Raw genomic sequence first — 24,640 nt, 5'->3', positions numbered from 1 at the left:
GTCCACCCGGCCGCTCCCCTCCCGGGCGGCGCGGGGACTTTCATGGTGCTCGCGCGGGCGGAGCGGATGTGGCAGGACGGATGGGGTCAGCTCCCGTATGCGCTCCCTCTTCGCCGCCGTCCGCGACAACGCCAGCGCCGTCCAGAAGCGGCTCGTCCCCCTGCTCGAGGGCCGGCCCCGTCTGGCCTATGTGGGAGGTCACGGCGTCCACAACCTCGGCGATGACGCGCTCTTCGAGGCCGCGCGACAGGTGCTCGACGGGTACCACGTCGCCACCTTCCGCTTTCCGCCCCAGGAGCGGCGGCTGGCGCGGCTGGGGTTGTCCGGCGCGCGGTACTTCCAGCAGTTCATCCTCGGCGGAGGGACGTTCATCAACTCGTATGGACTGCCCGTCGTGCGGACCGCGCTGGAGCTGGGCCTGCCCGCCTGGACGTTGGGCACGGGAGTGGGCAGTGCCGGCTTCCACATGAAGGCCCGGCCGGAGCTGCTGGAGTGGCGCGCGTTGCTGCGGGACTTCCGGGCCGTGGGCGTGCGAGGCCCCCTCTCGAAGGCCACGCTCGACGAGCTGGGCGTTCCCCATGTGGAGGTGATTGGCGATCTCGCCCTGGTGTCCACGTGCGAGCGTGCCGAGCCGCCCGCGCTCCCGCGCCGGTTCGCCGTCAACATCATCTATACGACGCCCGGCGAGCCCGAGGGCTACCCGGATGAGCGGCTGGAGGGGCTGGAGCGCGCCATCCGGCACTTCGTGGCCCAGGGCTGGGAGCCCGTCTTCGTGGCCATGCACGCGTGGGATGTCCAGAGCCTGCGCCGTCTCGCGGCCAGGGTCGGACAGGAGGGCATCGTCATCCACGAGCCCAGGACGGCCGAGGCGTACATGCGGCTCGCCGCTCCGTGCACCCTCACGCTCGCGGTGCGTCTGCACGCCGCGGTGCTCTCGTGCTGCGCGGGCACGCCGGTGCTCATGCTGGGCTACCGGGAGAAGTGCCTCGACTTCATGGCCTCGCTGGGGCTGGAGCACTGGCACGTGGACCTGTGCGTGCCGGAACAGGACATCTTCTCTCGCGCGCTGGAGCTGGCCGGGCAGGCGGATGGCCTGCGCGAGCCCATCCTGGCGCGGGCCCGGGAACGGCAGCGGAGCATCCGGGAGTATGTTCGCAAGCTGCTCACTCCCCCTTGAGGTGGCTTGAGCCCTCCCGGGGGGACGCCTATAAGCCGCTTCATGCGGATGCCCTGGTGGATGAAGGCGCTCCAGCGCCGGGTGGTGATTCCCGTCCTCTCCCGGACGCGCCCCGAGGTACAGGTCCGGGTCCAGGACTTCCAGATGAAGGTGGACCTCCGGGATGAGATCGTCGGTACCCTGCTCTACGTCGAGGGGGACTACGAGCCCGAGTTCCGCCGCCTGTTGGAGCACCTGGAGCTGGAAGGTGGGGTGTGCCTGGACATCGGCGCCAACATCGGCCTGCACACGCTGACGCTGAGCCGGCGGGTGGGGCCGCGAGGGAAGGTCATCTCCTTCGAGCCGGAGCAGCACAACCACGAGTTGCTGCGGGAGAACCTGCGCCTCAACCACGCGGAGAACGTGGACGCGCGCCACATGGCGGTGGGGAACCGGATGGGCTCGGTGCGCATGGCGCTCCACCCCTACAACTATGGGGACCATCGCGTGGCGGGGGAGGGCACGGGTGGCACGGGGCAGGAGGTGCCGCTCACGACCGTGGACGAGGCGGTGAAGGACATCCCCGATGGGGCCATCCGCCTGGTGAAGATCGACGTCCAGGGCTACGAGCACAACGTGCTCCAGGGCATGCGGCGGACGGTGGAGCGCAATCCCGGCATGGTGCTCCTCGTGGAGGTGTTTCCCGAGGCGCTCCAGGAGGCCGGCTCTTCCGCTTCCAAGCTGGTGCAGGCCCTGGTGGACATGGGCTTCGATGGTTGGGAGATCCACCAGCGCCGGCTGATTCCCCTGGGCAAGCCGTGGGTCTACGACCACATGTGGAACAACTGCGAGGCGAACCTCGTGCTCTCGCGCGACACCGAGCGGCTGAATCAGGTGGTGGGCGCGAGCTTCGGCCGCACGCTGCCCTGAGGAGACGCGCTCCGCTCAGGGGGTGACGGACTCGAACCACGTGCGCAGCCGGGCCAGCGGGTCCGCCGCCACGTGGGCCTCGACGGCGGCGCGTGCCCGCGCTCCCATGTGGGGCAGCTCGGCGCGGCGGCGGAGCGCGTCCTCCAGCGCCGAGGCGAGTGCGTGCGGTTGTCCGGCGGGAACCACCCAGCCCGTGCGTCCGGGCTCGACCCAGGCGGCGGCGCCACACTGGTCCGTCACGACGACGGGCAGCCCGCACGCCATGGCCTCGCCCACCACGAGCCCGAAGCCGTCCTCCAGCGAGGGCAGCACGAAGAGCTCGGAGCGCTGGTAGACGGGGCGCGGGTCTCCCGGCATCGCCTCCACCTGGAGGCCCTGGCGCTCGCGCTGGAAGAGGCGCCGCGACACGCGGTCTCCCGTGGCGCCCACGATGTGGAGCTGGACGCGCCCGGCGCCCACCTGCCGCACCGCGCGCAGCAGGTGGTGGAAGCCCTTGCGCACGTCCAGCGAGCCGGCGAAGCACACGCGCAGCGGCCCCTCGGCGGCGGGCCGCGTGGGCGGAGGCTGGAAGCGCTCCAGGTCGATGGGCAGCTCGATGACGGTGACCTTGCCCTCGGGCACGCCGTGGCGGACGAGGGAGTCACGGGACCAGGGAGAGGAAACGCGGATGGCGTTGGCGAGCGCGTACTCGCGTTGGATGCGGCGCACGGCGGCGGGGGTGGGGTGTCCCAGGTGGGGGCGGAGGGCCTGGCGCCACGTCTCGCGGACGTAGACGTCCCGGAAGCCGGCGATGTGCCCGTTGGGATTGTCGACGGCACAGGGCACGCCCGCGCGCCGGGCCCACTCGAGGGACTCGAGCCCCACCTGCGTGAAGGTGTACAGCCGTGAGGGCCGCAGGTGCTCCAGGCGGGCCGCGGCCCACTGTCCGAGGTGCTCGTCCAGGTGGAGCTGGAGCGCTCCGGTGAGCCAGCGGTAGGGCGTCCAGCGCCGCACCGCCGCGAGCAGGGAGCGAGGAGGCGTGTGCCAGACGACGCCCGGGAGAGAGGCCAGCCGGGCGTCGGTGGGAGGAGGCCCGAGCACATGCAGCGGCGCGCCCGGGCCGGAGAGTGCGCGCAGCAGGGAAGCCGCGTGGACGCCCATGCCTCCCGCGCCCGCCGCGGCACCACTGACGAGCGCGGTGCCCGGTGTGTGTGTGCTTCCGCCGTGCATCCGTTCCCCTTACTCAATTCCAATCCGGTGCGACAGGAGGGGGACAAGGCGTGTGCGTTATCGGCTGCTGGCTTCTCCAGCATGCAGGCAACAGTCGAGTGATACCGGAGGACATTGACGCTCCGCGCCAGCCCCGCCACCATGCGCGGCCCTGGGGGTGGAGGTCGAGAGATGATTACCTATCTGGTGGCCTTCCTCGTCGCGCTGATGGTGGCGTTGGTGCTGACGCTGGTGGTGCGCAATCGCGCGCTGGCCTGGGGTCTGCTGGACCAGGCCAACTCCAGCCGCAAGGTGCACGTGCGGCCCATCCCTCGCCTGGGGGGCATTGGCATCGTGGGCGGCTTCTTCGCGCCCCTGTGCGCGCTCTTCCTGGTGGACTCGGGGGTGGGTCAACACTTCCGCTACCACACGGAGCTGGTGTGGGGCCTGTTCGCGGGCGGGCTGGGAATCGCGGCGCTGGGCCTCTACGACGACCTGCGCGGCGCGGGCGCGAAGCTGAAGTTCAGCGTGCAGCTGTTGTTGGCCCTGGGCCTGTACTGGCTCGGCTTCCGCATCGAGCTGATCGCCAACCCCTTCGGGCCGCCGGTGCCGCTGGGGCTGCTGAGCCTGCCCTTCACGGTGCTGTGGGTGGTGGGCGTCATCAACGCGCTCAACCTGATTGACGGGCTGGACGGGCTGGCGGGCGGAGTGGCCTTCTTCGGGGTGGGCACCAACTTCATCCTCGCGCTGAGCCGGGGCGACGTGCTGCTGTGCCTGGTGATGGCGGCGCTGGCGGGGGCCATCCTCGGCTTCCTCGTCTTCAACTTCAACCCGGCCTCCATCTTCATGGGAGACACGGGCAGCATGTTCCTGGGCTTCGTGCTGGCGGCCGTCTCCATCAAGACGAGCGCCAAGAGCGGCACGGCGGTGGCCATGCTGGTGCCGGTGATGGCGCTGGGCCTGCCCATCATGGACACCCTGCTGGCCATGGTGCGGCGCACGGTGCTGGGCCGGCCCATGTTCAGCGCGGACCGCGAGCACATCCACCACCGGATGATGAGCCGCATGGTGCTCAGCCACCGCGGGGCGGTGCTGGTGCTCTACGCCCTGTGCGCGCTCTTCACGCTGACGGCGCTCGGCCTGCACTGGGCCAACACCGCGCAGAGCGCCATGCTGCTCACGGGCATGGCGGTGGTGGTGGCGGTGCTGATGCGCAAGCTGGGCTACCTGGACCTGCGGAACGCCGGTGACATGGGGGCGGCGCGGCGCAAGAACATCCGCCTGCGCTCGCTGGTGAAGGACGTGACGGACGCGGTGCGCGCTGGCAACGGGATGAAGGAGCTCTGGGATGCGGTGCGCCCGCTGGCGGGCGCGCTCGATGCCTCCCGGCTGGAATTGCGCCTCGAGCGCCAGCGCGAGGGCAACAGGGATGGCCTCACCTTCGAGACCCATCGGCCCGCGGGCTCGGCGCTGCCGCTGGAGGTGGCCCTGGAGGTGAAGAACGGGGACGAGCTGCTCGGCCGCCTCATGATTGCCTGGAGTGACGGGCGCTCGGAGATCAACCGAGACGAGGAGCTGGCATTGGAGCTGGTGGCGGACGCGGTGGGAGACCGGGCGGCGAAGCTGCTGGCGCGGGCGGACGCGGATCCGCAGCGCGTGGTGGCGCTGCGCCGGTGAGCGGCGAGGGCGCGGGAGCGTTGCTGGAAGTGCTCCGGGCCTGGCCCGAGGCGCCGCGTGGTGCCGTGCCCACGGACGTGGAGGCCCTGGTGCAGGCGGCGGCGCGGCATGGGCTCGCGGGCTTCGTGCAGCACGCGTTGGGGCGCTCGGGGTGGACGCTGGGCGAGCCGGCGCGTACGAACCTGCGCCGCGAGACCCTGGCCCAGGCGGCTCGGGGCATGCGGGTGAAGGCGCTGCTGGTGCGGAGCCTGGACGCGCTGACCGCGGTGGGGGTGGTGCCGGTGCTGCTCAAGGGGTACGGGTTGGGCCTGCGCCTGTACCCGGAGCCGTTGCAGCGGGCCACCACGGACGTGGATCTGCTGGTGGCGGACGCGGAAGTGGGAGTGGCGTCGGGTGCCCTGGTGGGACTGGGGTTGAGGCCGCTCGGCGAGGCGGCGGCGGCACATGCGCGGGAGCACGAGCACCACCTGACGTTCACTGGCGCGGCGGGGATGGTGGAGCTGCACTTCCGCGCGCTGGTGGGGTACGGCCAGACGCTGGAGGCGGAAGCACTGCTGGCGCGCGCGGAGGAGGGGGTGCTGGAGGGCCGGCGCGTGCGTTACCTGTGCGCGGAGGACGAGCTCGTGTACCTGGCGATCCACGCGAGCAACCACCTGTTGCAGCGGCTGGCGTGGCTGTTCGATTTGAAGTTACGGGTACTGGCGAGCCCGGGGCTGGACTGGAAACGGGTGGTGGAGGTGGCGAGGGGAACGGCCTTCCCGCACCTGGCCTGGTACGCGCTGGAGGCGGCGCGGAGGCTGACGGGGGCCTCGGTGCCGGAGGAGGTGCTGGAGGCGCTGGCTCCGCCCGTGTGGCAGCGGCGGATGGCGGCGCGCTTCTTCACGGCCGGACGGTTGCTGGAGACGGAGTTGATGAACCACAAGCCGGCGTGGGTGGCGGCGAAGCTGCTGCTCGCGCCCCGGCTGCTGCCCATGGCGCGCTACTCACTGCGCCGGTTACGGGACGACGGGCTCACGGCGCTGCGTTCGAGCCGCTGACCCCGTACGGTCTCGCGGTTGGAGCATTGCGAGAGGGAGGTGCTCGGCACCTTCGGGGTGCCGAGAGCGGCCGGGCCGCGCCTCTTCTCCCGTGTGAGCGTCAGACGGCCGTCACCGCCGCGGCGGCGGGCGCCGAGGGCTGGCGCATCGGCTGGGCCTTGCCGTACGTCAGCGAGCGCCACAGCCATTCGGCGGGGCCGAAGCGGAAGCGCGCCAGCCACCAGTGGCTGAACACCACCTGCACCGCGAAGATGACCAGGCTGAGCGCGATGGTCGCCCCGGGGCTGATCTTCCCCATGAGCCCCAACCCGAAGCCGTAATAGATGAACAGGCTGATGACCGTCTGGCTCAGATAGTTCGTCAGCGCCATGCGGCCCACGGGGGCGAGCACCATCAACCGCCGTTGCCACGCCTCGCGCTGGAAGAGCAGCACCAGGCCCGCGACGTAGACGGCGGCGAGCCCCATCTCGTTGAGCTGACGCACCGGGCTCAGGAGCATCATCCACGGCGACTGGGGATCCAGCATCTTCTGGCGCATCATGTACTGCACCACCATCCCGACGGCGCTGCCGATCACCGCCATGCCCAGGCTCCAGCGGAGCAGCTTGCGGAAGAACGCCAGGTGCTGGGGCGCGTCATGGAAGAGACGCCGCCGTCCGGCCATGAGTCCGAGCAGGAAGCGGCCGAGGAGGGGAAGGAAGAATCCCGCGAGACCCGGGAGGAACTGGACGAAGAAGTAATGGGCGTTGGTGCGCACCATCTCCACGTAGGTGCCGTTCGAGAAGGCCTGTCTCGTCTCGGCCCGCAGCTGGCTGGAGCGCTCCATGGCCGCCTTGGCCGCATCGGCGCCCGCTTCCGCTCCCCCGCTCAGGAGCATGGGCACGTACTTCATGGCGAGGTTCACCACGAGGGGCGAGATGAAGAGGAGGAGGGCGGACCAGATGAGCAGCGTCTTGTCCTGGCGCCCGCGGAACAGCAGCAGCGCGAAGCCGATGGTCGCGTAGGTGGTGAGGATGTCGCCGAGCCAGAGCCCGAACAGGTGCACGCAGCCGATGAGGAACATCATCACCAATCGCCGCATGTAGAGCGGGGTGATGGCGGCGCCGCGCGCCTCGGCCCGCATCATCTGCACGGAGAATCCCAGGCCGAAGAGGAACGAGAAGATGGTGATGAACTTGCCGTTGACGAGGATCCCCATGGTGTACATGAGGGTCTGGTCCACCCATGTGGCCGAGGCCATGGCGGCCTCGATCTGCTGGCGCGTCAGGTAGGCGCGGCCAGAGAACCACATGAAGGTGTTGGACGCGAAGACGCCACACAGCGCGAAGCCGCGCAGCACGTCCAGCAGGGCGAGCCGCTCGCTGGCGTCGACGGGGCGGGCTTCGGCCTGCGGAGCGGTGGGAGAAGAGGGTGGTTGGCTCATGGCCGGAAAAGCCATGCCGAACTTGTGCCAGCCCGCCCCTATTCCCAGCGGCCAGGGGACCGCCGGGCCCGGGCCTCCCAGGCTGTCCGTATCCGGACAGCGCCGTTCCATATCCGGACAACCCCGTCCCCGCGGTAGCGAGATGGACAGGCGATGCGGCTTCCGATTGCGTCATGTACGCGGGAGTCGTTAAAGCTGCGTCGCCATGGCCATCAGCCTCCTCGACACCATTCGCGTCCTCGCCTCCTTCGAACCGCCCCGTGTCTCGCTGCGCGGTGCTCCCTGGGAGGAGTACGTGGATTGGGCCATCGCGCAGGGCCTGGCTCCGCTGGCCTCCTACAACCTCCAGTACCGCATGCCCGGGGCGGATGCGCCGGAGTGGGTGCGGGACCAGTTGCTGAGCATCTACTCGGGCTCGGTCAACGACAACGTGATGAAGCTCGTCAACTTCAAGCGCTCCGTGGACGAGCTGGAGGGCCGCAAGCTGCTCCTCATTGGGGCGGCGGCCTTCGCCGACACGCTCTACCCGCACGTGGCCTTCCGCCCCGTGTTGGAAATTCAGATGCTGCTGCGGCGCATGGACGTGGACGGCTTCGCGGGTTACCTCGCCCAGAACGAGTTCCGCCCCGAGCCCGACGCGCCGGCCCACGGCGCCATCAAGGTTCTGTCCGACGGCCGCACCGCCATCCACCTCTACGCCGACGTGCTCGGCACCAGCCGCCGCGCCGAGGTGCAGGGCATCTTCGACCGGGCGAAGCCCATGAAGATGTACGGCCCCTCCATCTTCCGCCCGGACCTGGAGGATGCGGTGCTGCTGGTGTGCCTGGAGCAGGCCCGGGAGGGGTACCAGGTGCCCTGGCTGTCCTTCGTGGACCTGCGCGAGCTGATGACGGGCGCCAAGGCGATGGGCGGCGTGTACTCGCGCCCCGTGGACGTGGCGGCACTGCTGGAGCGGGCGAAGGCGTGGAAGCTGGAGCGCTCCCTCTACACCTCGCTGTCCATCGTGTCGGGACTCTTCCCCGAGACGGCCGAGGCTCTGAAGCCGGCCCTGCCGCCGCTGCGCCGCGCCACGCGCGAGCTGTTGGACCGGCTGGTCGTCCAGCCGGCGAGTGTGCCGGGGAAGATGAGCCATGTCCGGGGTTCGGAGCGGCTGCGCCGCTTGCTGACCGGGCAGTGAGGCGAGGGGCTGGTTGCTATTCGCCCCTTCCCCCGCGAGGCCACTCCCGGGTAAGAGCGTACCCGGCTGCTGACAGTCAGGACGCTCATGCATATCGCCATCATTGGAACCGGCTACGTGGGATTGGTCGCGGGCACCTGCTTCGCGGACTCGGGTAACGACGTCGTCTGCGTGGACATCGACGCGCGGAAGATCGCCCAGTTGCAGCAGGGGGAAGTCCCCATCTACGAGCCGGGGCTCGAGGAGCTCATCCGCAAGAACACGCGGGACCGGCGGTTGAGCTTCACCACGGAGCTGGCGCCGGCGGTGGCGCGCGCGCAGGTGGTGTTCATCGCGGTGGGCACGCCCGAGGGCGAGAGCGGCGAGGCGGACCTCCAGTACGTGCTGTCGGCGGCGGAGCAGGTGGGCCGGGCCATGCGGCAGTACACGGTGGTGGTGGACAAGAGCACCGTGCCGGTGGGCACCGCGGACAAGGTGCGCGAGGTCATCTCCCGGGTGACGGAGGTGGAGTTCGACGTCGTCTCCAACCCCGAGTTCCTCAAGGAGGGCGCGGCGCTGGATGACTTCCTCAAGCCGGACCGGGTGGTGATCGGCGCCGAGTCCGAGCGGGCGCGCAAGGTGATGGGCCAGCTCTACGCGCCGTTCGTGCGCACGGAGAACCCCATCCTCTACATGGACACGCGCTCGGCCGAGCTGACGAAGTACGCGGCCAACGCGATGCTGGCCACGCGCATCTCGTTCATGAACGACATCGCCGCGCTGTGCGAGCGCGTGGGCGCGGACGTGGACTTCGTGCGCAAGGGCATGGGCGCGGACAAGCGCATCGGCTACCCGTTCCTCTTCCCGGGCGTGGGCTACGGCGGCAGCTGCTTCCCCAAGGACGTGAAGGCGCTGGTGGCCAAGGGCCGCGAGCTGGGGATGGAGCTGGACCTGTTGCGCGCGGTGGAGCGCACCAACGAGCGGCAGAAGAAGGCGCTGGTGCAGAAGGCGCTGAAGCACTTCGGCTCGCTGGAGGGGCGCACGTTCGCGGTATGGGGCCTGGCCTTCAAGCCGAAGACGGACGACATGCGCGAGGCGCCGTCGGTGGAGGTCATCGAGGGCCTGCTGGCCAAGGGCGCGAAGGTGGCGGCGCATGACCCGGTGGCCGAGCGCACCGCGCGCCGCGTGCTGGGTGACCGCATCCGCTACACGAACGTGCCCTACGAGGCGCTGGAGGGCGCGGACGCGCTCTTCGTCGTCACCGAGTGGAACGAGTTCCGCCACCCGGACTTCGATCGCATGAAGGCGCTGATGAAGAGCCCGGTCATCTTCGACGGCCGCAACATCTACGACCCGTCGCGCATGCGCGAGCTGGGCTTCACGTACATGGGCCTGGGCCGGAAGTAGGGGCCCTCCGGGAGGACGAGGTAGTATCCCGGCATGCCTCGCGGGGGAGCCGAACCTTCCAGACAGTGCCTGGACATCGAAATCGACCGATCGGGCGATGATTTCCAGGTGAAGGCCCAGAGCAGCCGGGACGAGCGGCCAGCGCCACATGGTCTGGCGCCAGCCGTCACCTCGGAGGCGCTGAGCCAGTTCGCCATCAACCTGCGCGAGGCGGCCCTCCGGGCGGCTCCGCTCGGGGACCAGCGGCTCGCTCAGTCCCGGTCGTTCCACCAGGCGCTCTTCCGGGGCGAGCTGGAGACCGTGAAAGAGCGGCTGCGCGAGGCCGCGGGCGGGGAGCCGCTGCTGGTGCGCTTCCTGCTGCGCGACGGTGCGCTCCAGGCCTTCCCGTGGGAGGCGCTCTGTGAGCCCCAGACTCAGCTCGGGTTCCTGGGCAACTCGCCGAAGCTGTTGCCGGTCCGGGGCGTGCTCTCGAAGGAGCCGTGGCAGCCGCGCGAGGTGCGTGGAGCGGTGCGGGTGCTGGCCGTCGCGCCCATGCACGAGGGGGCGCTTGCGAGGCTGCGCAGCGCGCTCGGTGAGAGCATCGGCGCGGGCGAGGTCGAGTGGCTCGAACCGCTCACCGGCTCGCGCACCCGGAAGAGCGACCTCCTGGAGCGGCTGAGGAGCGAGCCCATTCCCCACGTCATCCACTTCATCGGCCACGGGGGCGTGCGCAAGGGCGTGCCGGCCCTCCGGCTCGCGGATGACGAGGACGAGGAGTCCTGGGTGGAGGCGGAGCTGCTGGCGCAACAGCTCCAGGCGGGGACGCGCGGATACCTGCGTCTGGTGGTGCTGGAGGCCTGCGAGGGCGCGGCTCCGGGGGAACATGCCAGCGCGGCGGAACTGCTCACGCGGGATGGGGCGGATGCGGTCGTCGCCCACCTCTGGCCCGTGAAGGCGGACGTGGCGGAGCTGTGCTCGAAGACGTTCTACCGGACGCTCACCGGCAGGACGCTTCAGCACGGGGACGTGGCCTTCAGCCTCAACGAGGCCCGGCGGACCATGCTGACCAGCTTCAAGGGGAGTGCCGAGGCCTTCTCTCCGGTGCTGTACCTGCGGGCGCGCAACTCCATCCTGTTCGACTTCAAGGGCCGCAAGATCGTGGAACCTCCGCGAGCCCCGGCCCGCGCGAGCCCGGACTCGCGCCGCGAGATGCCCGCGGCCTTGCGGCAGCTCCTGTCGAGCCGCTTCTCGCTGGTGCTGGGCGACCGGTGGATGGACGAGGGCCCCCTGCTGGAGAGTTTCCGCCAGCAGCTCCAGACGAAGCTCGTGGCCCGGGCACCCCACTCCTCTCCCGAGGGGGCCCTGAGCACCCTGGCGCAGCACTACGCGCTCCACATCGGAGAGCAGTCGCTGGACTCCGAGTTCAAGAAGGTATTCCGCAGCGTGGCTCCCGAGTCGCCGCTCGTCGAGGTGCTGGCCCGTGGGCTGCCTCCCGGAGTCCACATCACGCTGATGCGGCGCCCGGTGCTGGAGAACGCGCTGGCCCGGCACCATTCCCAGCAGGCCCTCTATGCCATCCAGCCTCCACTTCCCGGGTCGGGCGAGGACTCGACCCTGGTGATGCGGTACGAGGCGGACGCGGAGAGCTGGGAGCCATTCGACGCGCCCCTGGAGTCGATCGATCCGGAGAGGGATTACGTGGTGCTCCGGCTCTACAGCGGCTACCTGCCGTCGAACGACTACCGCAAGCCGCTGCTCACCGAGGACGACTATCTGCTGGGAATCCACCTGGGCTCCCTGCTTCCCCCCGTGCTCGCGGACCCCGTCCTGCGGGCGTTGAACAGACACCCGGCACTGCTGTTGGGGATGTCTCTGCACACCTGGCACCACCGGATGATGCTCTACCGGCTCTTCGGCAAGCGCCCCCTGCCCATCGGGAGCCTCGTCACCCTGGAGCCCGGAGAGCCGGAGCAGTCCGTGTGGGTGAGCGGCAAGGGCCTGCCGGGCCGGGTGGGCATCCAGGCCATCGAAGCGGCTCCCGCGGAGCTGAGCGTGTGGCTCGATGAGCGGGCGCGGGGGACGCAGCCATGAGTGGCCACGTGGATCCCAATCCCTTTCTGGGTCCCCAGCCCTACCGGAGCCGGGACAGCGAGCGCTTCCAACGCAAGGAGACCACGCGCCGGTTGCTGAACAGCATCCTCGCGCACCCGTGCATCACGCTCTTCGGCCCCTCGGGGGCGGGCAAGTCGTCCGTCATGCAGGCGGGAGTCATTCCCGAGCTGCGCAAGGAGGAGCACGACTTCCGCATCTCCAGCGTCGAGGGGTGGCCGCCGGATGAGGAGCCGTTGGCGTGGCTGGCCCGGCAGATGTTTTCGGACCTCGAGCTGGGACCGGTGCCCGGGGACATGCCGCCGTCCACCGCGCTCTCCGAGGCCCTGCGTCTGGCGGAGCGCCAGTCCGAGCGCCCCCTGCTCATCTACCTGGACCAGCTCGAGCAGCTCTTCCTGCCGGGGCGCGAGCCAAAGCAGGTGGATGCCTTCTTCGAGAGCCTGGACGAGCTCGCGCGCAGGCCCTTCCGCGGGCTGCAACTGGTGCTGGCGCTGCGTGAGGACTACCTGGGGCGATTCCGGGACCGGCTGCGCGGACGGCGGGTGCTGCTGGAGCAGGGCTTCCGGCTGGGCCCCCTGACCGTCGGGGAGATGGTGGAGGTGGTGTGCTGGCTGGCCACCCAGGGACAGCCCGCGCAGCAGTGGGACCGCGAGGAGATGCGGGAGCTGATGCTCCAGGTCGGGCTGCCCGGGCAGTCCGCGTCGGACACGGCGGAAGTCCAGGCCGCGTTCGCGCAGATTGTCTGCCGGGCGCTCTGGGAGGAGCGGAAGCGGAAGGGGCATGAGGCCGGCCCCGTGAAGGCCGAGCCCATCCTGCATCGCTACCTGCAGACGACCTTGAGACGCCTGGGGCCGCTACGCGCCGATGCGCGCCGGCTGCTGGAGGAGCATCTGGTTGCCAATGATGGGAGCCGGACGCTGCTGACGGAGAAGCAGGCCCACGCGGTGTTGCCACCCGAGAAGGCGAAGCAGGTGCTGGAGCACCTGGAGCAGGCGGCGGTGTTGCGCGCGGAGGCGCACCAGGGAGGCCGGTACTTCGAGCTGGGGCATGACTGGCTGGCGCGGAAGGTGTTCGAGCTCAAGCAGGAGCGGGTGCGGCGCGAGGAGTCGGCGCGCAGCTTCCAGCGTGAACGCGCCAAGAGGCGCCGGTTGCTGCTGATCGCCGGGATCGCTGTCGGTGTGGCAGTGCTGACGGGAGGGTTGTTTGTCTGGGCGCTCCAGCAAAGGGCCGCGGCTTGGAAGGCCCAGGAGGCGGCTTGGAAGGCCCAGGTTGAAGCAACCTCGCAAGCTGAGCGGGCGCACGATCAATCCGTGATGGTGGGAGTGCGCGAACAGATGGGACACCGCCAGTTCGCGCCCGCGATGAATCTGCTCCTCGAGGTCAAACACCCGGAGACATCTCGCGATTGGCGGGCGCTGGCAATGGAGAGCCTCGTGCGGAGCGAGCTCGAGATCACCCTGCATCACGAGGACGAGGTTGTGTCCGCCGCCTTCAGTCCGGATGGGCAGCGCATCGTCACCGCATCCTGGGACAAGACCGCCCGGGTGTGGAGTGCCGATGGCAAGGGAACACCCATTGTCCTTTCGGGGCACGAGAACAGGGTCTGGTTCGCCGCTTTCAGTCCGGATGGGGGGCGCATCGTCACAGCCTCCAGAGACAAGACCGCCCGGGTGTGGAGTGCCGATGGCAAGGGAACGCCCATTGTCCTTTCGGGACATGGGGGGCCGATCAGAGCCGCCGCCTTCAGTCCGGATGGGCGGCGCATCGTCACTGCTTCAAGTGACACGACCGCTCGAGTGTGGAGCGCGGACGGGAAGGGCGCACCCGTTGTCCTCTCTGGGCACGAGGACGGGGTTTATTTCGCGGCCTTCAGTCCGGATGGGCAGCGCATTGTCACGGCCTCCTGGGACAGGACCGCCCGGGTCTGGAGCGCGGATGGCCAGGGTGCACCCGTTGTCCTCGCGGGACATCAGGACAGGGTGATGTCTGCCGCCTTCAGTCCGGATGGGCAGCATATCGTCACGGCCTCGCTGGATCAGAGCGTTCGGGTCTGGAGAGCCGATGGAAAGGGAGAACCTGTCATCCTCTCGGGGCACGAAGGTGCGGTTCATTCCGCCACCTTCAGTCCGGATGGGCAGCGCATCTTGACTGCTTCCGAGGACAAGACAGCCCGGGTCTGGAGAGCGGATGGCCAGGGTGCACCCGTTGTCCTCGCGGGACACCAGGACAGGGTCTGGTTTGCTGCTTTCAGTCCGGATGGGGAGCGCATCGTCACGGCCTCCAAGGACAAGACCGCGCGGGTGTGGAGCTCGGATGGCAAGGGCGCACCCGTTGTCCCCCTGGGGTATGGGGATGAAGTGCAATTCGCCGCCTTCAGTCCGGATGGGGAGCGCATCGTCACGGCCTCCAAGGATAAGACCGCCCGGGTCTGGAGCGCGGATGGCAAGGGCGCACCCGTTGTCCTCGCGGGACACGAGGGTCCGCTCTTCTTCGCCGGCTTCAGTCCAGAGGGGGAGCGCATCGTCACGGCCTCCAAGGACAAGACCGCCCGGGTGTGGAGCGCGGATGGCAAGGGTGCACCCGTTGTCCTCGCGGGACACAAGGCCGCGGTTTGTTTCGCCGGTTTCAGTCCGGATGGGCAGCGCATCGTTACTGCCTCCTGGGACAGGACCGTCCGGGTGTGGAGTGCGGATGGAGAGGGCGCACCCGTTGTTCTCTCGGGACACGAGGACGCGGTTTATTCCGCCGCTTTCAGTCCGGATGGGCAGCGCATCGTCACCGCTTCCGCTGACAGGACCGCGCGGGTATGGAGTGCCGATGGCGAGGGACCGCCCATTGTCCTTTCGGGACACGAGGGCAGGGTCATGTCCGCCGCTTTCAGTCCGGATGGCCAGCGCATCGTGACTGTTTCCGAGGACAAGGCCGTGCGGGTATGGAGCGCGGATGGAAAGGGTGCACCCATCATCCTTTCTGGGCACGGGGACATGATTCTGTCCGTGGACTTCAGTCCGGATGGGCAGCGCATCGTGACTGCTTCAAAGGACAAGACCGCGCGGATATGGAGCGCGGATGGAAAGGGTGCACCCATCATCCTTTCTGGGCATGGAGGCGCGGTTTTGTCCGCGGACTTCAGTCCGGATGGGCAGCGCATTGTCACTGCCTCCGCGGACAGGACATTTCGGACCTGGCCTCTCGCCATCTCCGAGCTCTCCCGGCGCCTGCGGGAAGCCAATCATGATTGCCTCTTGCCCGAGCTGCGTCAGATCTACCTGGGTGAGAGCGACTCACAAGCACTGAAGACCTACGAAGAATGCGAGCGGTCCTACGGTCGCATTCCCTCACAGCCTCCCTTCGTCGCTGGCGCCTCCGGTCCTTGAACTGAACGTGCGGACGTGAAAGTCGTCACGCGGAGGGACGCCGGAATGCGAGCCGTACCGCCGGATCTCCCAGCAGCAGGTAACCGCGCAAGTCATTGCGCAGCATCCAGCGGAGGCCCAGCTTCTTCGGATCGATCGGGTCAGGTCTTTTGTAGACCTCCGCCTCCTGCCGGGCCTCGTAGTCCTTCATCACGTCGTCGTTCACGTCCCGGTAGAAGCGCATCAGCGAGTCGAAGGCCACGCCCGCGCGGCTGCCGTCCTTCATGGCGCTGAGCATCGAGAGGACGCGCGAGGCCCGGCTCTTCCGCATCTCCTCGGAGTCGGCGAAGCCGAACGTCCACGCCAGGTCACTGTGTCCGATGACGGCCAGCGGCCCCTTCGGATTCGCCAGCACGGCCTGTGGCAGCGCCGCCAGGAAGGGGCGCTCGCCCGCTTTGGGCAGGTTCTCCAGCACGCTCTCGGGCCGTGCGCCATAGAGCTTCTGTTGCTCCAGCAGCTTCAGCCAGGCGTGGAACGCGCTTCGTGGAGGCGTCGCCGCGCCGAAGCACGCCAGGTAGAACCACATGCCTCCCGGCAGGAAGGGCGTCTTCCGCAGCAGCTCCGCCGTGAGTACCTTCCCCGGGGCGATGGAGAGCGCACCCTGCGTGGCCCGCTGCTGCTCCACCGAGGCCCACCCGCCACGCGGCTTCCCGAGCCCGTGCGAGACGGTGAGCATCACCCCCGAGCGGGCCGCCCCCGCGGCGCTCAGCAACTCCTCCGGTCCCTCCTCGTCATAGGGCACGAGCTGGATGTTCATCCCCGGGCGCTTGGGCTTCCACCGCTTCTCCATCATCTCCTGGCAGGGTTCCACCAACAGCCGGTGCCCCGTGTTCGTGGCGGAAGTTCCGTCCCGGGCGGTGTAGAGCAGGACGTCCAGCTCCTCGGTGGCGTTGGTTCCCTGCTCGGACGCCAGGACCTTCTCCACGTACGCCGTGTAGCCCTCGAGGTCCACCGCTCCCGATGCGTGGGCGAAATGCAGCCGGCCCACGAACAGGTCGTTGGCCAGCACGTGCTGCATCTCCACCGGCATCTGGTGCAAGTCCCCGAGCAACAGCAGGTAGCGTGGCCACTCCTCTTCCGGGATGTCCTCGGGTTGCAGCACCTGGTTCTTCCACTTCACCACCGTCGCCGCATCCATGCCTGGGCAGACCCGGTAGCGCATGACCGGCGCGCCCTGCTGCTGCTCCCTCTGGCGCACCAACGGTTCCACGGCCTGGAGCAGGGCGTCACCCTCGTCCCCGAGCGGCGCCACGACGGCCCAGCGCTGCGCTGGCAGATCGTTCGGATCGCCGTGGCGCATGTCGCGGGTGGGGACCTCGACCCGGCCAGGGAGCGACTCGGGCTTCGGCGCGTTCCAGACTGATTTCGGCTCCAGCCCTCCTTCCAGTACCGGGTGCTGGTCATCCGCGTGGACCAGGAGGAGCTCGAGATCCTCGCGCTGGGGTTGTTCGGCTGACGTGCTCATAGGTGCCTGTCAGCATAGACCAGAGGCAGAGGGGGCTTGTCTCAGTGCAGCCAGGGGCCTCGTTCTTCCTCGTCCGGAGTGCGCGTCCCGGAGCTTCGTGGGGGCTCCACGTCCACCCACCGCACCGGGTACTTGTCGCCCGATTCCTCCAGGAAGCGCTCCAGCTGGCTCAGCGTCAGCGGCCCCGGCATCGGGTAGCGCGCGGAGAGCTTCCGCAGGTCCGTGTGGTAGCGCGCGAGCGCCGCGAAGTCCCTCGGGTGCTTCCGCGGATCCACGCCCAGGAAGCCTCCCCACTGGCGCGCCTTCCCCAGCAGCTCCTTCCACCTCGCGATGGCCGCCAGCCTCGGGCCCTCGGTGCCGTGCTGGAAGAGCATCAGGTGGATGATGTCGAAGGGCTCCGCCTCCCGCAGGTACTGCTCCAGCGCGTCCGCGGACGTGCCCTCGTTGAACGTCATCCAGAACGGCACCGAGCCCGTGCGCAGCGTCCACCAGGGCTCCATCGTCATGAAGGACTCCACCAGCAGCCGGCTCGCCTTCATCCGCCGCTGCCGGTACCACCAGCGGTACAGGTCCGCCACCAGCGGGCTCAGGTCCCTCGGCTCCGTGTAGACGATGCGCCGCACCCGGTAGCCGTGCCGCCGCGCGAATTCCTCCACGTCCTCGCGCAGCGCGGGCTCGAAGCCCCACTCCGCTTCGGGGGAGTCACCGTCCGGCGTTGGCGAGTCCCAGCGTGTCTTGGGAATGCCGTAGCGGCGCAGGTATTCCTCCACCGCCTCGCCGCCGTGCTCGTACTCCTCGGGCGAGAGGCCTCCCACCGCTCCGTGCTGGAAGACGTGGCGCGGTCCCACCCGTAGCGTCGGCCAGCGCCGTTCGCACTCCACCAGGAAGAGGGTGCCCCCGGGCTCCAGTGAGTCCGTGAGGAACCCGGAGAAGGCCTCTCCCAGGCGCAGGCGCTTCACCCGGAAGTACGTCATGTGCGCGAGCATCAGCCGGTCCTGCGCCACGTCGTGCATGTGGTGCAGCGCCAGGTCCGGGTTGCCCTCCAGCAGCAACGGGGCCTTCTCCTCGCCGAAGCGCAGCGCGTGCCGGGGCTCGTCCGGGGAGACGTTCGCGCGCACGGGAATGAGGAACGTCTGCGGCAGCCACGGAATGCCGAGCGCCGCGCACAGGTGCACCATCGCCCCGCCCGAGGAGCCGATCGCCACCGCCGGGTACTGGCGCCGCGGGTACTGCTCCACCGTCCAGCGCGACATCTCCTCGGACACCACCTGCGAGAGGTGACGCGACTGGATGGCCTCGGCCCAGCCGGACCAGGCGTAGACCTCCTCGCGCAGCTTGCGGGGCAGGGCGCTGACGAGCCGCACGAGGGGCAGCAGTCCGTCTCCGCCCCGGGTGCCCAGCGCGGGGAAATCCCTCCCGTGGAGGAAGCGCGAGAGCGCCCGGAGGCAGCCCGTGGAGGAGTCGAAGCCGGCGACGTACTGGGAGGGCTTCATGCGTGCGGGGTCCTCTCGGCGCCAGCCTGGAGCTCGCGCAGGAATGGCTCGACCACCCGGACGAGCTCGAGCGGCGCGGCGAAGTTCAACGTGTGCGTTCCCCCGGGAATGACCGCCAGCCGGCCTCGCGGCAGCAGCGCCGTCACCCGCTCGGCCCAGCGCTGTGGGACGATGGGGTCCCTGGCCCCTCGGACCACCAGCGTGGGCGCCTGGACCCGGGGCAGCTTGTCCTCGATGCGGTCCTTCAACGCCATCCGGAAGCTGTCGAGGAATCTCCGGAGACCCGCCTCCCAGTAGTCATGGACCAGCAGGGGCATCTGCGCGGAGCGTTCCCGCTGGGAGTTGCTCAGCCATCGCCACACCTGCTGGTGCACGGAGCGGGCCTCGGCATCCATCGTGGGCCCCTGCAACACGAGGCCCACGGTGCGCTCGGGGTAGCGTGCCGCGAAGTCCGCCAGCGTCTGGCACCCCAGCGAGTTGCCCAGGAAGACGGCCCGTTCCAGCCCCGCCGCCTCCATCCACTCCGCCATCGCGTCGGCGAGGCCGGACATGCTCTCGGGAGGCCGCGAGGGCGGGTCACTCCGGCCGAAGCCCGGCAGGTCCGGCGCGAGCACCCGGCAGGTGGGCGCGAGCCTCAGCAGGGTGGGCACCATGTAGCGGCTGGAGACCACCAGTCCGTGCACCAGCACCACCGTGAGCGCCTCGGGGGGCACTGGATGCGTGGAGACGCGCACGTGCACGCGCCGCCCGCCCACGCGTGTCCACCGGCTGGCCACCTGGCCCGAGTACGTGTCCGCGTCTCCGGCCATGAGGGCGTGCTCCCACCGCCCGAGGGACTCCGTGAGCGAGGGGAGGGCGGGTCTCATGCGTGCGTCCCCGCCTCGCGTAGGCCCAGCCACCCGAGTCCCAGGGCGAGGGCCACCGCCCCCGTGCCGAGCAGGGCCCGGGTGCGCCGCGGTCTGCCCTCGTGGCCCGTCCAGCCGCCGCTCACCCCGGTGCCCTGGGCCAGGGGCTTCCAGAGGTTGCCGGCGGAGGGCGCGGCGGAGCGCTTCTGGAAGTGCTCGCGCTCGATGAGGCGTTGGATGACGCGGTCGTAGAGCGGACGCGACAGCGTGTGCAGGAGCTGCAACGGGGAGCCCGCGCGTCCCACCACCACCTCGGGCCTGGGGCGCCGGACGCACTGGACGATGGCCCGGGCCACCGCGTGCGCGGGGATGACGGGGCGCAGCGGCTTCACCGCCCGCCCGGTGTAGTTGGCCGCGTGCTGGAAGATGGGCGTGTCGATGGAGGCCGGCAGCACCGCGCACACCTCGATGCCGTCCCGCACCAGCTCCTGGCGCAAGCACTCCGTCAGCCCGCGCAGGGCGAACTTGCTGGAGATGTACGCGCTCAGGTACGGCGCGCCCATCTTCGCGTAGCCGGTGAGGTTGTTGATGAGCACCCCATGGCCCTGCTCGCGGAAGTACGGAATGGCCGCGCGCGCGCCGTGGACATAGCCGAAGAGGTTCGTCTCCAGGACGCGGCGCCAGTCGAGAGGCGGTGTCTCCTCGAAGCGCCCGAAGAGCGTGACGGCGGCGTTGTTCACCCACACGTCGATGCGGCCGAAGCGCTCGATGGCGGCGCGCGCCAGGTCCCGCACCGAGTCCTCGTCGGTGACGTCCGTGGGCACCGCGAGCGCCTGTCCCGCGAGCTTCTCGCACTGCGCGGCGGCCTCGCGCAGGGGCTGGGCGCGCCGGGCGGCCAGCACCACCGTGGCGCCCTTCCGGGCGAACGCCAGTGCCGTCTCCCGCCCGATGCCGCTCGAGGCGCCGGTGATGACCACCACTGTGTCCCGCACCTTCGCCATACCCGCCTCCGCGGCATACGGGAGGTGGGGACCTCCCGAAGGGATGGCAGGAAGCTGGGGTTGCTCCGGGAAGGCGACAAGACGGGCGGGCGCTCAGGCAGCCGCCGGGCTCCTCGCCAGGGGATGGGCCGGGTTCAGCGCGCCAGACCGCAGGCCGCCTTGCCCTCGTCCGTCAGGAGGAGGTCGCAGGTCGTGCGGTCGTTCCGATTGACGGTGCAGGTGTCCAGCCGCTCCTCACAGAGGGCGAGATCCTCGTCGGTCGTGTCGATGCTCCGCTCGCGGTCGGCCGCCAGTTGGATGCACTCGTCGCGCCGGAAGGCTTCGACGCACTCGCAGAGCCGATCCGACAGTTCCCGGCACGGACTCTTGCAACCGGCGAGGGCGAGCAGGGAGGAGCAGAGCAGGGTGATGGCGGTGGCGCGGCGCATGAGGTGGGCGAAGATGCCAGAAGGCGTTCGGGATGCAAGCAATGGCGGCCAGAAGGTCGGATGGTAGCTTCTTCAGCTGCTCACTTTCCTGGAGGCCCTCCCACCATGGTGTCCCTCATCGCCGTCCTGCTCGCCGTCTCCCCCCTGTCCGGCCAGGTCTCGCTGCTGGAGCCAGCCCCGCCCGAGGTGCGCCCCTCGGCGCGGCTGCTCGTCGCGCAGGCCCCGTCCGAGAGCCGCGAGGCCCGCATCCGCGAGTTGACCCGGGAAGTGGAGGAAATCAACGCCCGCCTGCGCCAGACCAGCTCGAACTGGCCCGTCGGCGCCATCGCCATGAGCATCGCGGGGTACGTGCTGTCGCCGCTGCTGCTCGTGGGGGTGCCCGTGATCATCGTCGGACTGGCCTCGAGCGCGCAGTACGCGCTCACGGTCACGACGGTGGGAGCGGTGCTCACGGCGCTGGGGGTCGGCGGAGTGGCCCTGCTCATCATGGGCCTCGTCACCGGCCTGCAGGCCTCGGAGCTGGCCAGGGTCGAGCGCAACGAGCTCATCCTCCAGCGCGGCCGGCTGGAGGATGAGCTGCGGGAGTTGAAGCGCTCGGGTTCCGAGTCCTCCGTGCGGTCCTGGCGTGATGGCCGGGGCGAGAGCTTCATCCCGGTGGCGTCGCTCTCCTTCTGAGCAGGCGGGCGGGTACTCCAGGCGTCCCACCGGACCCGTGCCATACTCGGGAGCCGTCCATGTCCTCCGCGTTCCCCTCCCGCTCGCGCACGTCCCGGTACACCCTCGGTGCCGAGGCGGTGCTGGCGGTGCTGCTGGTGGGGCTGCCCCTGTCGCTCGGGGGCGCGCCCCTGTGGGTGCATGGACCCCTGGTGGTGCTCGCGGGCCTCGCCTGTGTCCTGGCGTGTGTGGGGGCGTGGAGACAGCGGCGCTCCCTGCACCTGCCCGTGCTCGCGCTGCCCCTGGGCGCGGGGGCCCTCCTGTGCGCGTTGCAGCTCGTTCCGCTGCCGCCGGGGCTCCTCGCCGTGCTCAGTCCCGAGGCGGCCGGGTTGCGCGACTTCGTCCTCGTCCCCCTGGGACTGGACGGCCCGCGCCCCTTGTCGATGGATCCGCCGGCCACCTGGCGCGAGCTGGCCCGGCACCTGGCGTACCTGCTCACCTTTGTCGCCGCCGTGCAGGTGTGCCGCTCCGGACGCGCGCGCCGCCGGCTGCTGAGCACGCTCGCCTTCACGGGCGCGGCCATCGCCGTGCTGGGCCTGGTGCACGCGCTGCTCGGACTCGACACCCTCTTCGGCGTCATCGCGTTCGTCCACGCCCGGCCGCCGCTCGTCACGCCCTTCGGCAACCCCAACCACCTCGCGGCCTTCCTCGGGTTGTCGGCCACCGTGTCCCTGGGACTCGCGCTCTCCAGTGAGGGGCGCACGCGAGCGGTGCCCTACGTGCTGGCCTCCTTCCTGGGCGGGACGGGGGTGCTGCTGTCCCTCTCGCGCGGGGGCATCGCCTTCTTCGTCTTCGGGGTGCTCGCCTTCGCGCTCCTGTTGGCCCGTACGTGGCGCCGCTGGGGCATGGTGTTGCTGTGCCTCCTCGCGGTGCTCGCCGTGGGCGGATTGCTGGCCTCCGAGCACCTCGCGGCCGAGCTGGAGACGGCGGACAGCGTGGAGGAGCTGCGCCAGAGCAAACTCCAGCAGTGGCCGGAGCTGGCCTCGGTCGCGAGGGCCCATCCGCTCGGCCTGGGCCGTGGCGCCTTCGAGTCCGTCTTCCCCCGCTACCAGACGCGGCCCGTCATCAATACCTCGACGCACCCGGAGAACGCGGTGCTGCAACTCGCCACGGAGTTCGGCGTGCCCGGGCTGTTGCTGCTGGCGGGGATGCTGTGGGGCTTCGGCCAGTTGTTGCGCCGGGAGGGGCTGGGCGCGGAGGAATGGGCGGTGCTCGCGGGGGTGGGGGCGCTCGGGCTGCATGAGCTCTTCGACTTCAGCCTGGAGCTGCCCGCGAGCGCGGTGGCGGCCTGGGTGGCGCTGGCCAGCGTGGCCCGTCCCGAGGACCGGCAGCGTGCCGAGGCTCCTCGCGGCCATGCGCCCTTGCGCGTGCTCGCGGTGGGCGTGGCCCTCGCGGGAGTGGCCCTGGTGGCGCTCGTTCCCGGCTGGAGCACGCTGGACAGGGCGGAGGCGGAGCTCGGTGCGCTCGTCACCACGCGGGCCCCGCTCGCCGAGGTGCGCGCCCGGGGGCTCGCCCTCATCGACCGGCACCCGGCGGACCATGCGCTGCAGGACCTGATGGGCCTGGCCCATGTGAACGCGGGGCGCGCGGAAGCGGCCGAGTCGCTCGCCTTCGCCAACCGCGCCCTCTTCCTGAACCCGGTGGATGCGTGGGCCCACCGCGTGGCCGCGCGCGCCCTGCTCTCGTTGGGGCAGCGCGCGCAGGCCTTCCTCGAGTACCGGCTGGCCTTCGAGGCGGGAGACCATTCATTGATGTGGAGCGAGGCGCTCGGCCGGGCGAGGACCCTCGAGGAGTTGCAGGCCCTCACCCCGGACACGGCGCGGCACGTGGTGACGTTCGCCTCCCAGCTCCAGCGCGCGGGGAACCCGGAGATGCTCCTCCCCTGGCTCGCCTGGACGCGCGAGCGCTTCGACGCGGTGCCCGAAGCGGTGCGGCTCTGGGAGCTCGAGGCCCGGGTGCGGTTGGAGCGGCGCGAGTTGGCGGAGGCCGAGGCGGCGAGCGCGGAGGTATCGCGGAGGGCTCCGGATGCACTCTCCTCTTATCTGCTGCGTGCGGACGTGCTCCATGCACAGGGCCGGGGGGACGAGGCGCTCGCGGTGCTGGAGGCGTTGGGACCCCGGTTTCCGGGCAACGTGGAGCGGGCCTTCGCGCTCGCGCGGCTGCAGGTGGAGCTGGGGTTGACCCGGCGCGCGAGGGAGTCGCTCCAGCAGGTGAACCCCTTCGTGTCCAACGAGTCTCAGCGCGCTCAGCTCTACATGTTCGAGGGGGCCAGCTACGAGCGGGAGGGGCTGCGCGCGCGGGCGCTGGAGTCCTGGAAGTCCGCGGTGCGCATGCAGCCGAGTGGGAGTCTCTGGTTCAAGGTGGCGCGGCTGCACGAGTCGCTGCACCAGTTCGACGCCGCGGCGCGGGCGGTGCGCGAGGGCCTGCTGCTGCTGCCGGAGGAGCAGCGGGGGGAAGGAGAGGCGTGGGTGGCGCGCCTGGAGGCGTCGGAGCGCCAGCGCGTGGAGGCGCGGAGCCGCTCACGTGTGGGCTCGGGCGCGGAGGAGGACCTGCTCCTCCGGGCCCTGGGCGCGGAGGAGGACATGGGGACGTTGGAGGGCGAGGAGCCCTGAGCCCCACGGCTCACGCGTGCACGTCGTGATGCACCGTGTTCCGCCCCACGTGCCCGTGGGTGATGGAGCCCATCCTCGGTGATTCGAGGCCGATGAAGTCCTCGACACTCACCTCCAGCGCCTCCTCATGGGAGCCGGCGCGCAGCAGCAGGTCCTCGGCCACGCCGAGCCCCTCGTCCATGAGCACTGGCAGCTCGTAGAGGTGGCCGAAGGGCGGCTCCGCTCCCAGCTCGCACTCGGGGAAGCGATTCGCGAACGTGTCCTCGCTGGCCAGCCGGACGTCCCTCGCGCCGAGCACCTCGCGGACCTTCTCCAGGTCCAGGGTGTCCGTCGCGGGAATCAGGCAGATGCACAACCGTCCGTCGGCCTCGACGATGACGGACTTGGCCACGCGGTAACCCGTCACGTGGAGCGCCTGGGCCAGTTCCTGCGCCGTCACCGCGCGCGGATGCCAGTGGCGAAGAAAGGGCACGTGCTGCTGCTGGAGATAGTGCTGGATGGGCTCGGGGATCATGGGCGGTACCTTCTGTCTCGAAGGTGGACTGCCCCGGCCCTTCAGTCCATGGCTGGCCGGGCGCATGCCTCCCAGACGGGCGGGCATGCG

The 24,640-nt window shown here is 70.1% G+C and carries 18 protein-coding genes; 10 read left to right on the top strand and 8 right to left on the bottom strand.

The window, feature by feature from the left end; translation table 11 throughout:
* The first annotated feature begins 97 nt into the window (after positions 1-97).
* Together BO221_RS24285 and BO221_RS24280 are read left to right on the top strand one after the other, a co-directional pair.
* Entirely contained in the window at positions 98-1,177 is a 1,080-nt protein-coding gene (locus BO221_RS24285; RefSeq protein WP_073562890.1) for a polysaccharide pyruvyl transferase family protein, read from the top strand.
* 42 nt (positions 1,178-1,219) lie between these two features.
* The gene (locus BO221_RS24280) at positions 1,220-2,086 is read left to right on the top strand and encodes an FkbM family methyltransferase (protein WP_073562889.1); all 867 of its coding nucleotides are present in this window, start codon (positions 1,220-1,222) and stop codon (positions 2,084-2,086) included.
* Positions 2,087-2,101: 15 nt separating this feature from the next.
* Here the strand turns inward: BO221_RS24280 and BO221_RS24275 are convergent, their stop codons facing one another.
* Positions 2,102-3,295, bottom strand: a complete 1,194-nt coding sequence (locus BO221_RS24275) for a glycosyltransferase family 4 protein (RefSeq protein ID WP_073562888.1) — start codon at positions 3,293-3,295, stop codon at positions 2,102-2,104.
* 171 nt (positions 3,296-3,466) lie between these two features.
* On the opposite strand from BO221_RS24275, the gene BO221_RS24270 reads away from it, so the two are divergent.
* Together BO221_RS24270 and BO221_RS57385 are read left to right on the top strand one after the other, a co-directional pair.
* On the top strand, positions 3,467-4,951 hold the full coding sequence (locus BO221_RS24270; protein WP_073562887.1) for an MraY family glycosyltransferase: 1,485 nt from the start codon (positions 3,467-3,469) through the stop codon (positions 4,949-4,951).
* Positions 4,948-5,988: a nucleotidyltransferase family protein gene (locus BO221_RS57385; protein WP_198956175.1), complete on the top strand. Its 1,041-nt coding sequence runs from the start codon at positions 4,948-4,950 to the stop codon at positions 5,986-5,988. Before BO221_RS24270 ends, BO221_RS57385 begins: the two co-directional genes overlap by 4 nt.
* 100 nt (positions 5,989-6,088) lie before the next feature.
* On the opposite strand, the gene BO221_RS24260 is transcribed toward BO221_RS57385, so the two are convergent.
* Positions 6,089-7,411 carry a DUF418 domain-containing protein gene (locus BO221_RS24260; RefSeq protein ID WP_073563242.1) on the bottom strand — a complete coding sequence of 441 codons (1,323 nt, stop codon included), beginning with the start codon at positions 7,409-7,411 and terminating at the stop codon, positions 6,089-6,091.
* A gap of 205 nt (positions 7,412-7,616) precedes the next feature.
* On the opposite strand from BO221_RS24260, the gene BO221_RS24255 reads away from it, so the two are divergent.
* The 4 genes from BO221_RS24255 to BO221_RS24240 all read left to right on the top strand — a co-directional run bounded on the left by BO221_RS24255 (position 7,617) and on the right by BO221_RS24240 (position 15,439).
* Positions 7,617-8,588, top strand: a complete 972-nt coding sequence (locus BO221_RS24255; protein ID WP_073562886.1) for a nucleotidyltransferase family protein — start codon at positions 7,617-7,619, stop codon at positions 8,586-8,588.
* Between the two features lie 87 nt (positions 8,589-8,675).
* Positions 8,676-9,974 carry a UDP-glucose/GDP-mannose dehydrogenase family protein gene (locus tag BO221_RS24250; protein WP_073562885.1) on the top strand — a complete coding sequence of 433 codons (1,299 nt, stop codon included), beginning with the start codon at positions 8,676-8,678 and terminating at the stop codon, positions 9,972-9,974.
* A 33-nt stretch (positions 9,975-10,007) separates the two neighbouring features.
* Entirely contained in the window at positions 10,008-12,044 is a 2,037-nt protein-coding gene (locus BO221_RS24245) for a CHAT domain-containing protein (RefSeq protein WP_083681317.1), read from the top strand.
* A complete protein-coding gene (locus BO221_RS24240) occupies positions 12,041-15,439 on the top strand; it encodes a WD40 repeat domain-containing protein (protein ID WP_073562884.1) in 3,399 nt (1,132 codons plus the stop codon). Before BO221_RS24245 ends, BO221_RS24240 begins: the two co-directional genes overlap by 4 nt.
* A 25-nt stretch (positions 15,440-15,464) precedes the next feature.
* Here BO221_RS24240 and BO221_RS24235 read toward each other — a convergent pair whose 3' ends face one another.
* From BO221_RS24235 to BO221_RS24215, 5 genes are all read right to left on the bottom strand, one after another.
* Positions 15,465-16,943 carry a hypothetical protein gene (locus BO221_RS24235; RefSeq protein ID WP_073562883.1) on the bottom strand — a complete coding sequence of 493 codons (1,479 nt, stop codon included), beginning with the start codon at positions 16,941-16,943 and terminating at the stop codon, positions 15,465-15,467.
* A 41-nt stretch (positions 16,944-16,984) separates the two neighbouring features.
* Entirely contained in the window at positions 16,985-18,436 is a 1,452-nt protein-coding gene (locus tag BO221_RS24230; RefSeq protein WP_073562882.1) for a hypothetical protein, read from the bottom strand.
* The gene (locus BO221_RS24225; RefSeq protein ID WP_198956174.1) at positions 18,433-19,302 is read right to left on the bottom strand and encodes an alpha/beta fold hydrolase; all 870 of its coding nucleotides are present in this window, start codon (positions 19,300-19,302) and stop codon (positions 18,433-18,435) included. Before BO221_RS24225 ends, BO221_RS24230 begins: the two co-directional genes overlap by 4 nt.
* On the bottom strand, positions 19,299-20,282 hold the full coding sequence (locus BO221_RS24220; protein ID WP_073562881.1) for an SDR family oxidoreductase: 984 nt from the start codon (positions 20,280-20,282) through the stop codon (positions 19,299-19,301). The genes BO221_RS24225 and BO221_RS24220 overlap by 4 nt, the downstream gene beginning before the upstream one ends.
* A 134-nt stretch (positions 20,283-20,416) precedes the next feature.
* Positions 20,417-20,710 carry a hypothetical protein gene (locus BO221_RS24215; protein WP_083681316.1) on the bottom strand — a complete coding sequence of 98 codons (294 nt, stop codon included), beginning with the start codon at positions 20,708-20,710 and terminating at the stop codon, positions 20,417-20,419.
* A 105-nt stretch (positions 20,711-20,815) separates the two neighbouring features.
* Between BO221_RS24215 and BO221_RS53960 the strand changes: the two genes are divergently transcribed.
* Positions 20,816-21,385, top strand: a complete 570-nt coding sequence (locus tag BO221_RS53960) for a hypothetical protein (RefSeq protein ID WP_073562880.1) — start codon at positions 20,816-20,818, stop codon at positions 21,383-21,385.
* A 59-nt stretch (positions 21,386-21,444) separates the two neighbouring features.
* The gene (locus BO221_RS24205; protein WP_073562879.1) at positions 21,445-24,036 is read left to right on the top strand and encodes an O-antigen ligase family protein; all 2,592 of its coding nucleotides are present in this window, start codon (positions 21,445-21,447) and stop codon (positions 24,034-24,036) included.
* A gap of 10 nt (positions 24,037-24,046) precedes the next feature.
* On the opposite strand, the gene BO221_RS24200 is transcribed toward BO221_RS24205, so the two are convergent.
* Positions 24,047-24,637 carry an aminoacyl-tRNA deacylase gene (locus tag BO221_RS24200; RefSeq protein ID WP_233166241.1) on the bottom strand — a complete coding sequence of 197 codons (591 nt, stop codon included), beginning with the start codon at positions 24,635-24,637 and terminating at the stop codon, positions 24,047-24,049.
* Positions 24,638-24,640 lie beyond the last annotated feature (3 nt).

It is taken from the genome of Archangium sp. Cb G35, assembly GCF_001896145.1.
Lineage (GTDB): Bacteria > Myxococcota > Myxococcia > Myxococcales > Myxococcaceae > Archangium > Archangium violaceum.
Note: the sequence above shows the minus strand (reverse complement) of the source record. Positions and strands in the feature narration are given on the sequence as shown.

Coding starts and splice junctions, on each gene's coding strand:
- BO221_RS24285 (WP_073562890.1), top strand. CDS start 98: ATGCGCTCCCTCTTCGCCGCCGTCCGCGACAACGCCAGCGCCGTCCAG.
- BO221_RS24280 (WP_073562889.1), top strand. CDS start 1,220: ATGCGGATGCCCTGGTGGATGAAGGCGCTCCAGCGCCGGGTGGTGATT.
- BO221_RS24275 (WP_073562888.1), bottom strand. CDS start 3,295: ATGCACGGCGGAAGCACACACACACCGGGCACCGCGCTCGTCAGTGGT.
- BO221_RS24270 (WP_073562887.1), top strand. CDS start 3,467: ATGATTACCTATCTGGTGGCCTTCCTCGTCGCGCTGATGGTGGCGTTG.
- BO221_RS24260 (WP_073563242.1), bottom strand. CDS start 7,411: ATGAGCCAACCACCCTCTTCTCCCACCGCTCCGCAGGCCGAAGCCCGC.
- BO221_RS24255 (WP_073562886.1), top strand. CDS start 7,617: ATGGCCATCAGCCTCCTCGACACCATTCGCGTCCTCGCCTCCTTCGAA.
- BO221_RS24250 (WP_073562885.1), top strand. CDS start 8,676: ATGCATATCGCCATCATTGGAACCGGCTACGTGGGATTGGTCGCGGGC.
- BO221_RS24245 (WP_083681317.1), top strand. CDS start 10,008: ATGCCTCGCGGGGGAGCCGAACCTTCCAGACAGTGCCTGGACATCGAA.
- BO221_RS24240 (WP_073562884.1), top strand. CDS start 12,041: ATGAGTGGCCACGTGGATCCCAATCCCTTTCTGGGTCCCCAGCCCTAC.
- BO221_RS24235 (WP_073562883.1), bottom strand. CDS start 16,943: ATGAGCACGTCAGCCGAACAACCCCAGCGCGAGGATCTCGAGCTCCTC.
- BO221_RS24230 (WP_073562882.1), bottom strand. CDS start 18,436: ATGAAGCCCTCCCAGTACGTCGCCGGCTTCGACTCCTCCACGGGCTGC.
- BO221_RS24225 (WP_198956174.1), bottom strand. CDS start 19,302: ATGAGACCCGCCCTCCCCTCGCTCACGGAGTCCCTCGGGCGGTGGGAG.
- BO221_RS24220 (WP_073562881.1), bottom strand. CDS start 20,282: ATGGCGAAGGTGCGGGACACAGTGGTGGTCATCACCGGCGCCTCGAGC.
- BO221_RS24215 (WP_083681316.1), bottom strand. CDS start 20,710: ATGCGCCGCGCCACCGCCATCACCCTGCTCTGCTCCTCCCTGCTCGCC.
- BO221_RS53960 (WP_073562880.1), top strand. CDS start 20,816: ATGGTGTCCCTCATCGCCGTCCTGCTCGCCGTCTCCCCCCTGTCCGGC.
- BO221_RS24205 (WP_073562879.1), top strand. CDS start 21,445: ATGTCCTCCGCGTTCCCCTCCCGCTCGCGCACGTCCCGGTACACCCTC.
- BO221_RS24200 (WP_233166241.1), bottom strand. CDS start 24,637: ATGCCCGCCCGTCTGGGAGGCATGCGCCCGGCCAGCCATGGACTGAAG.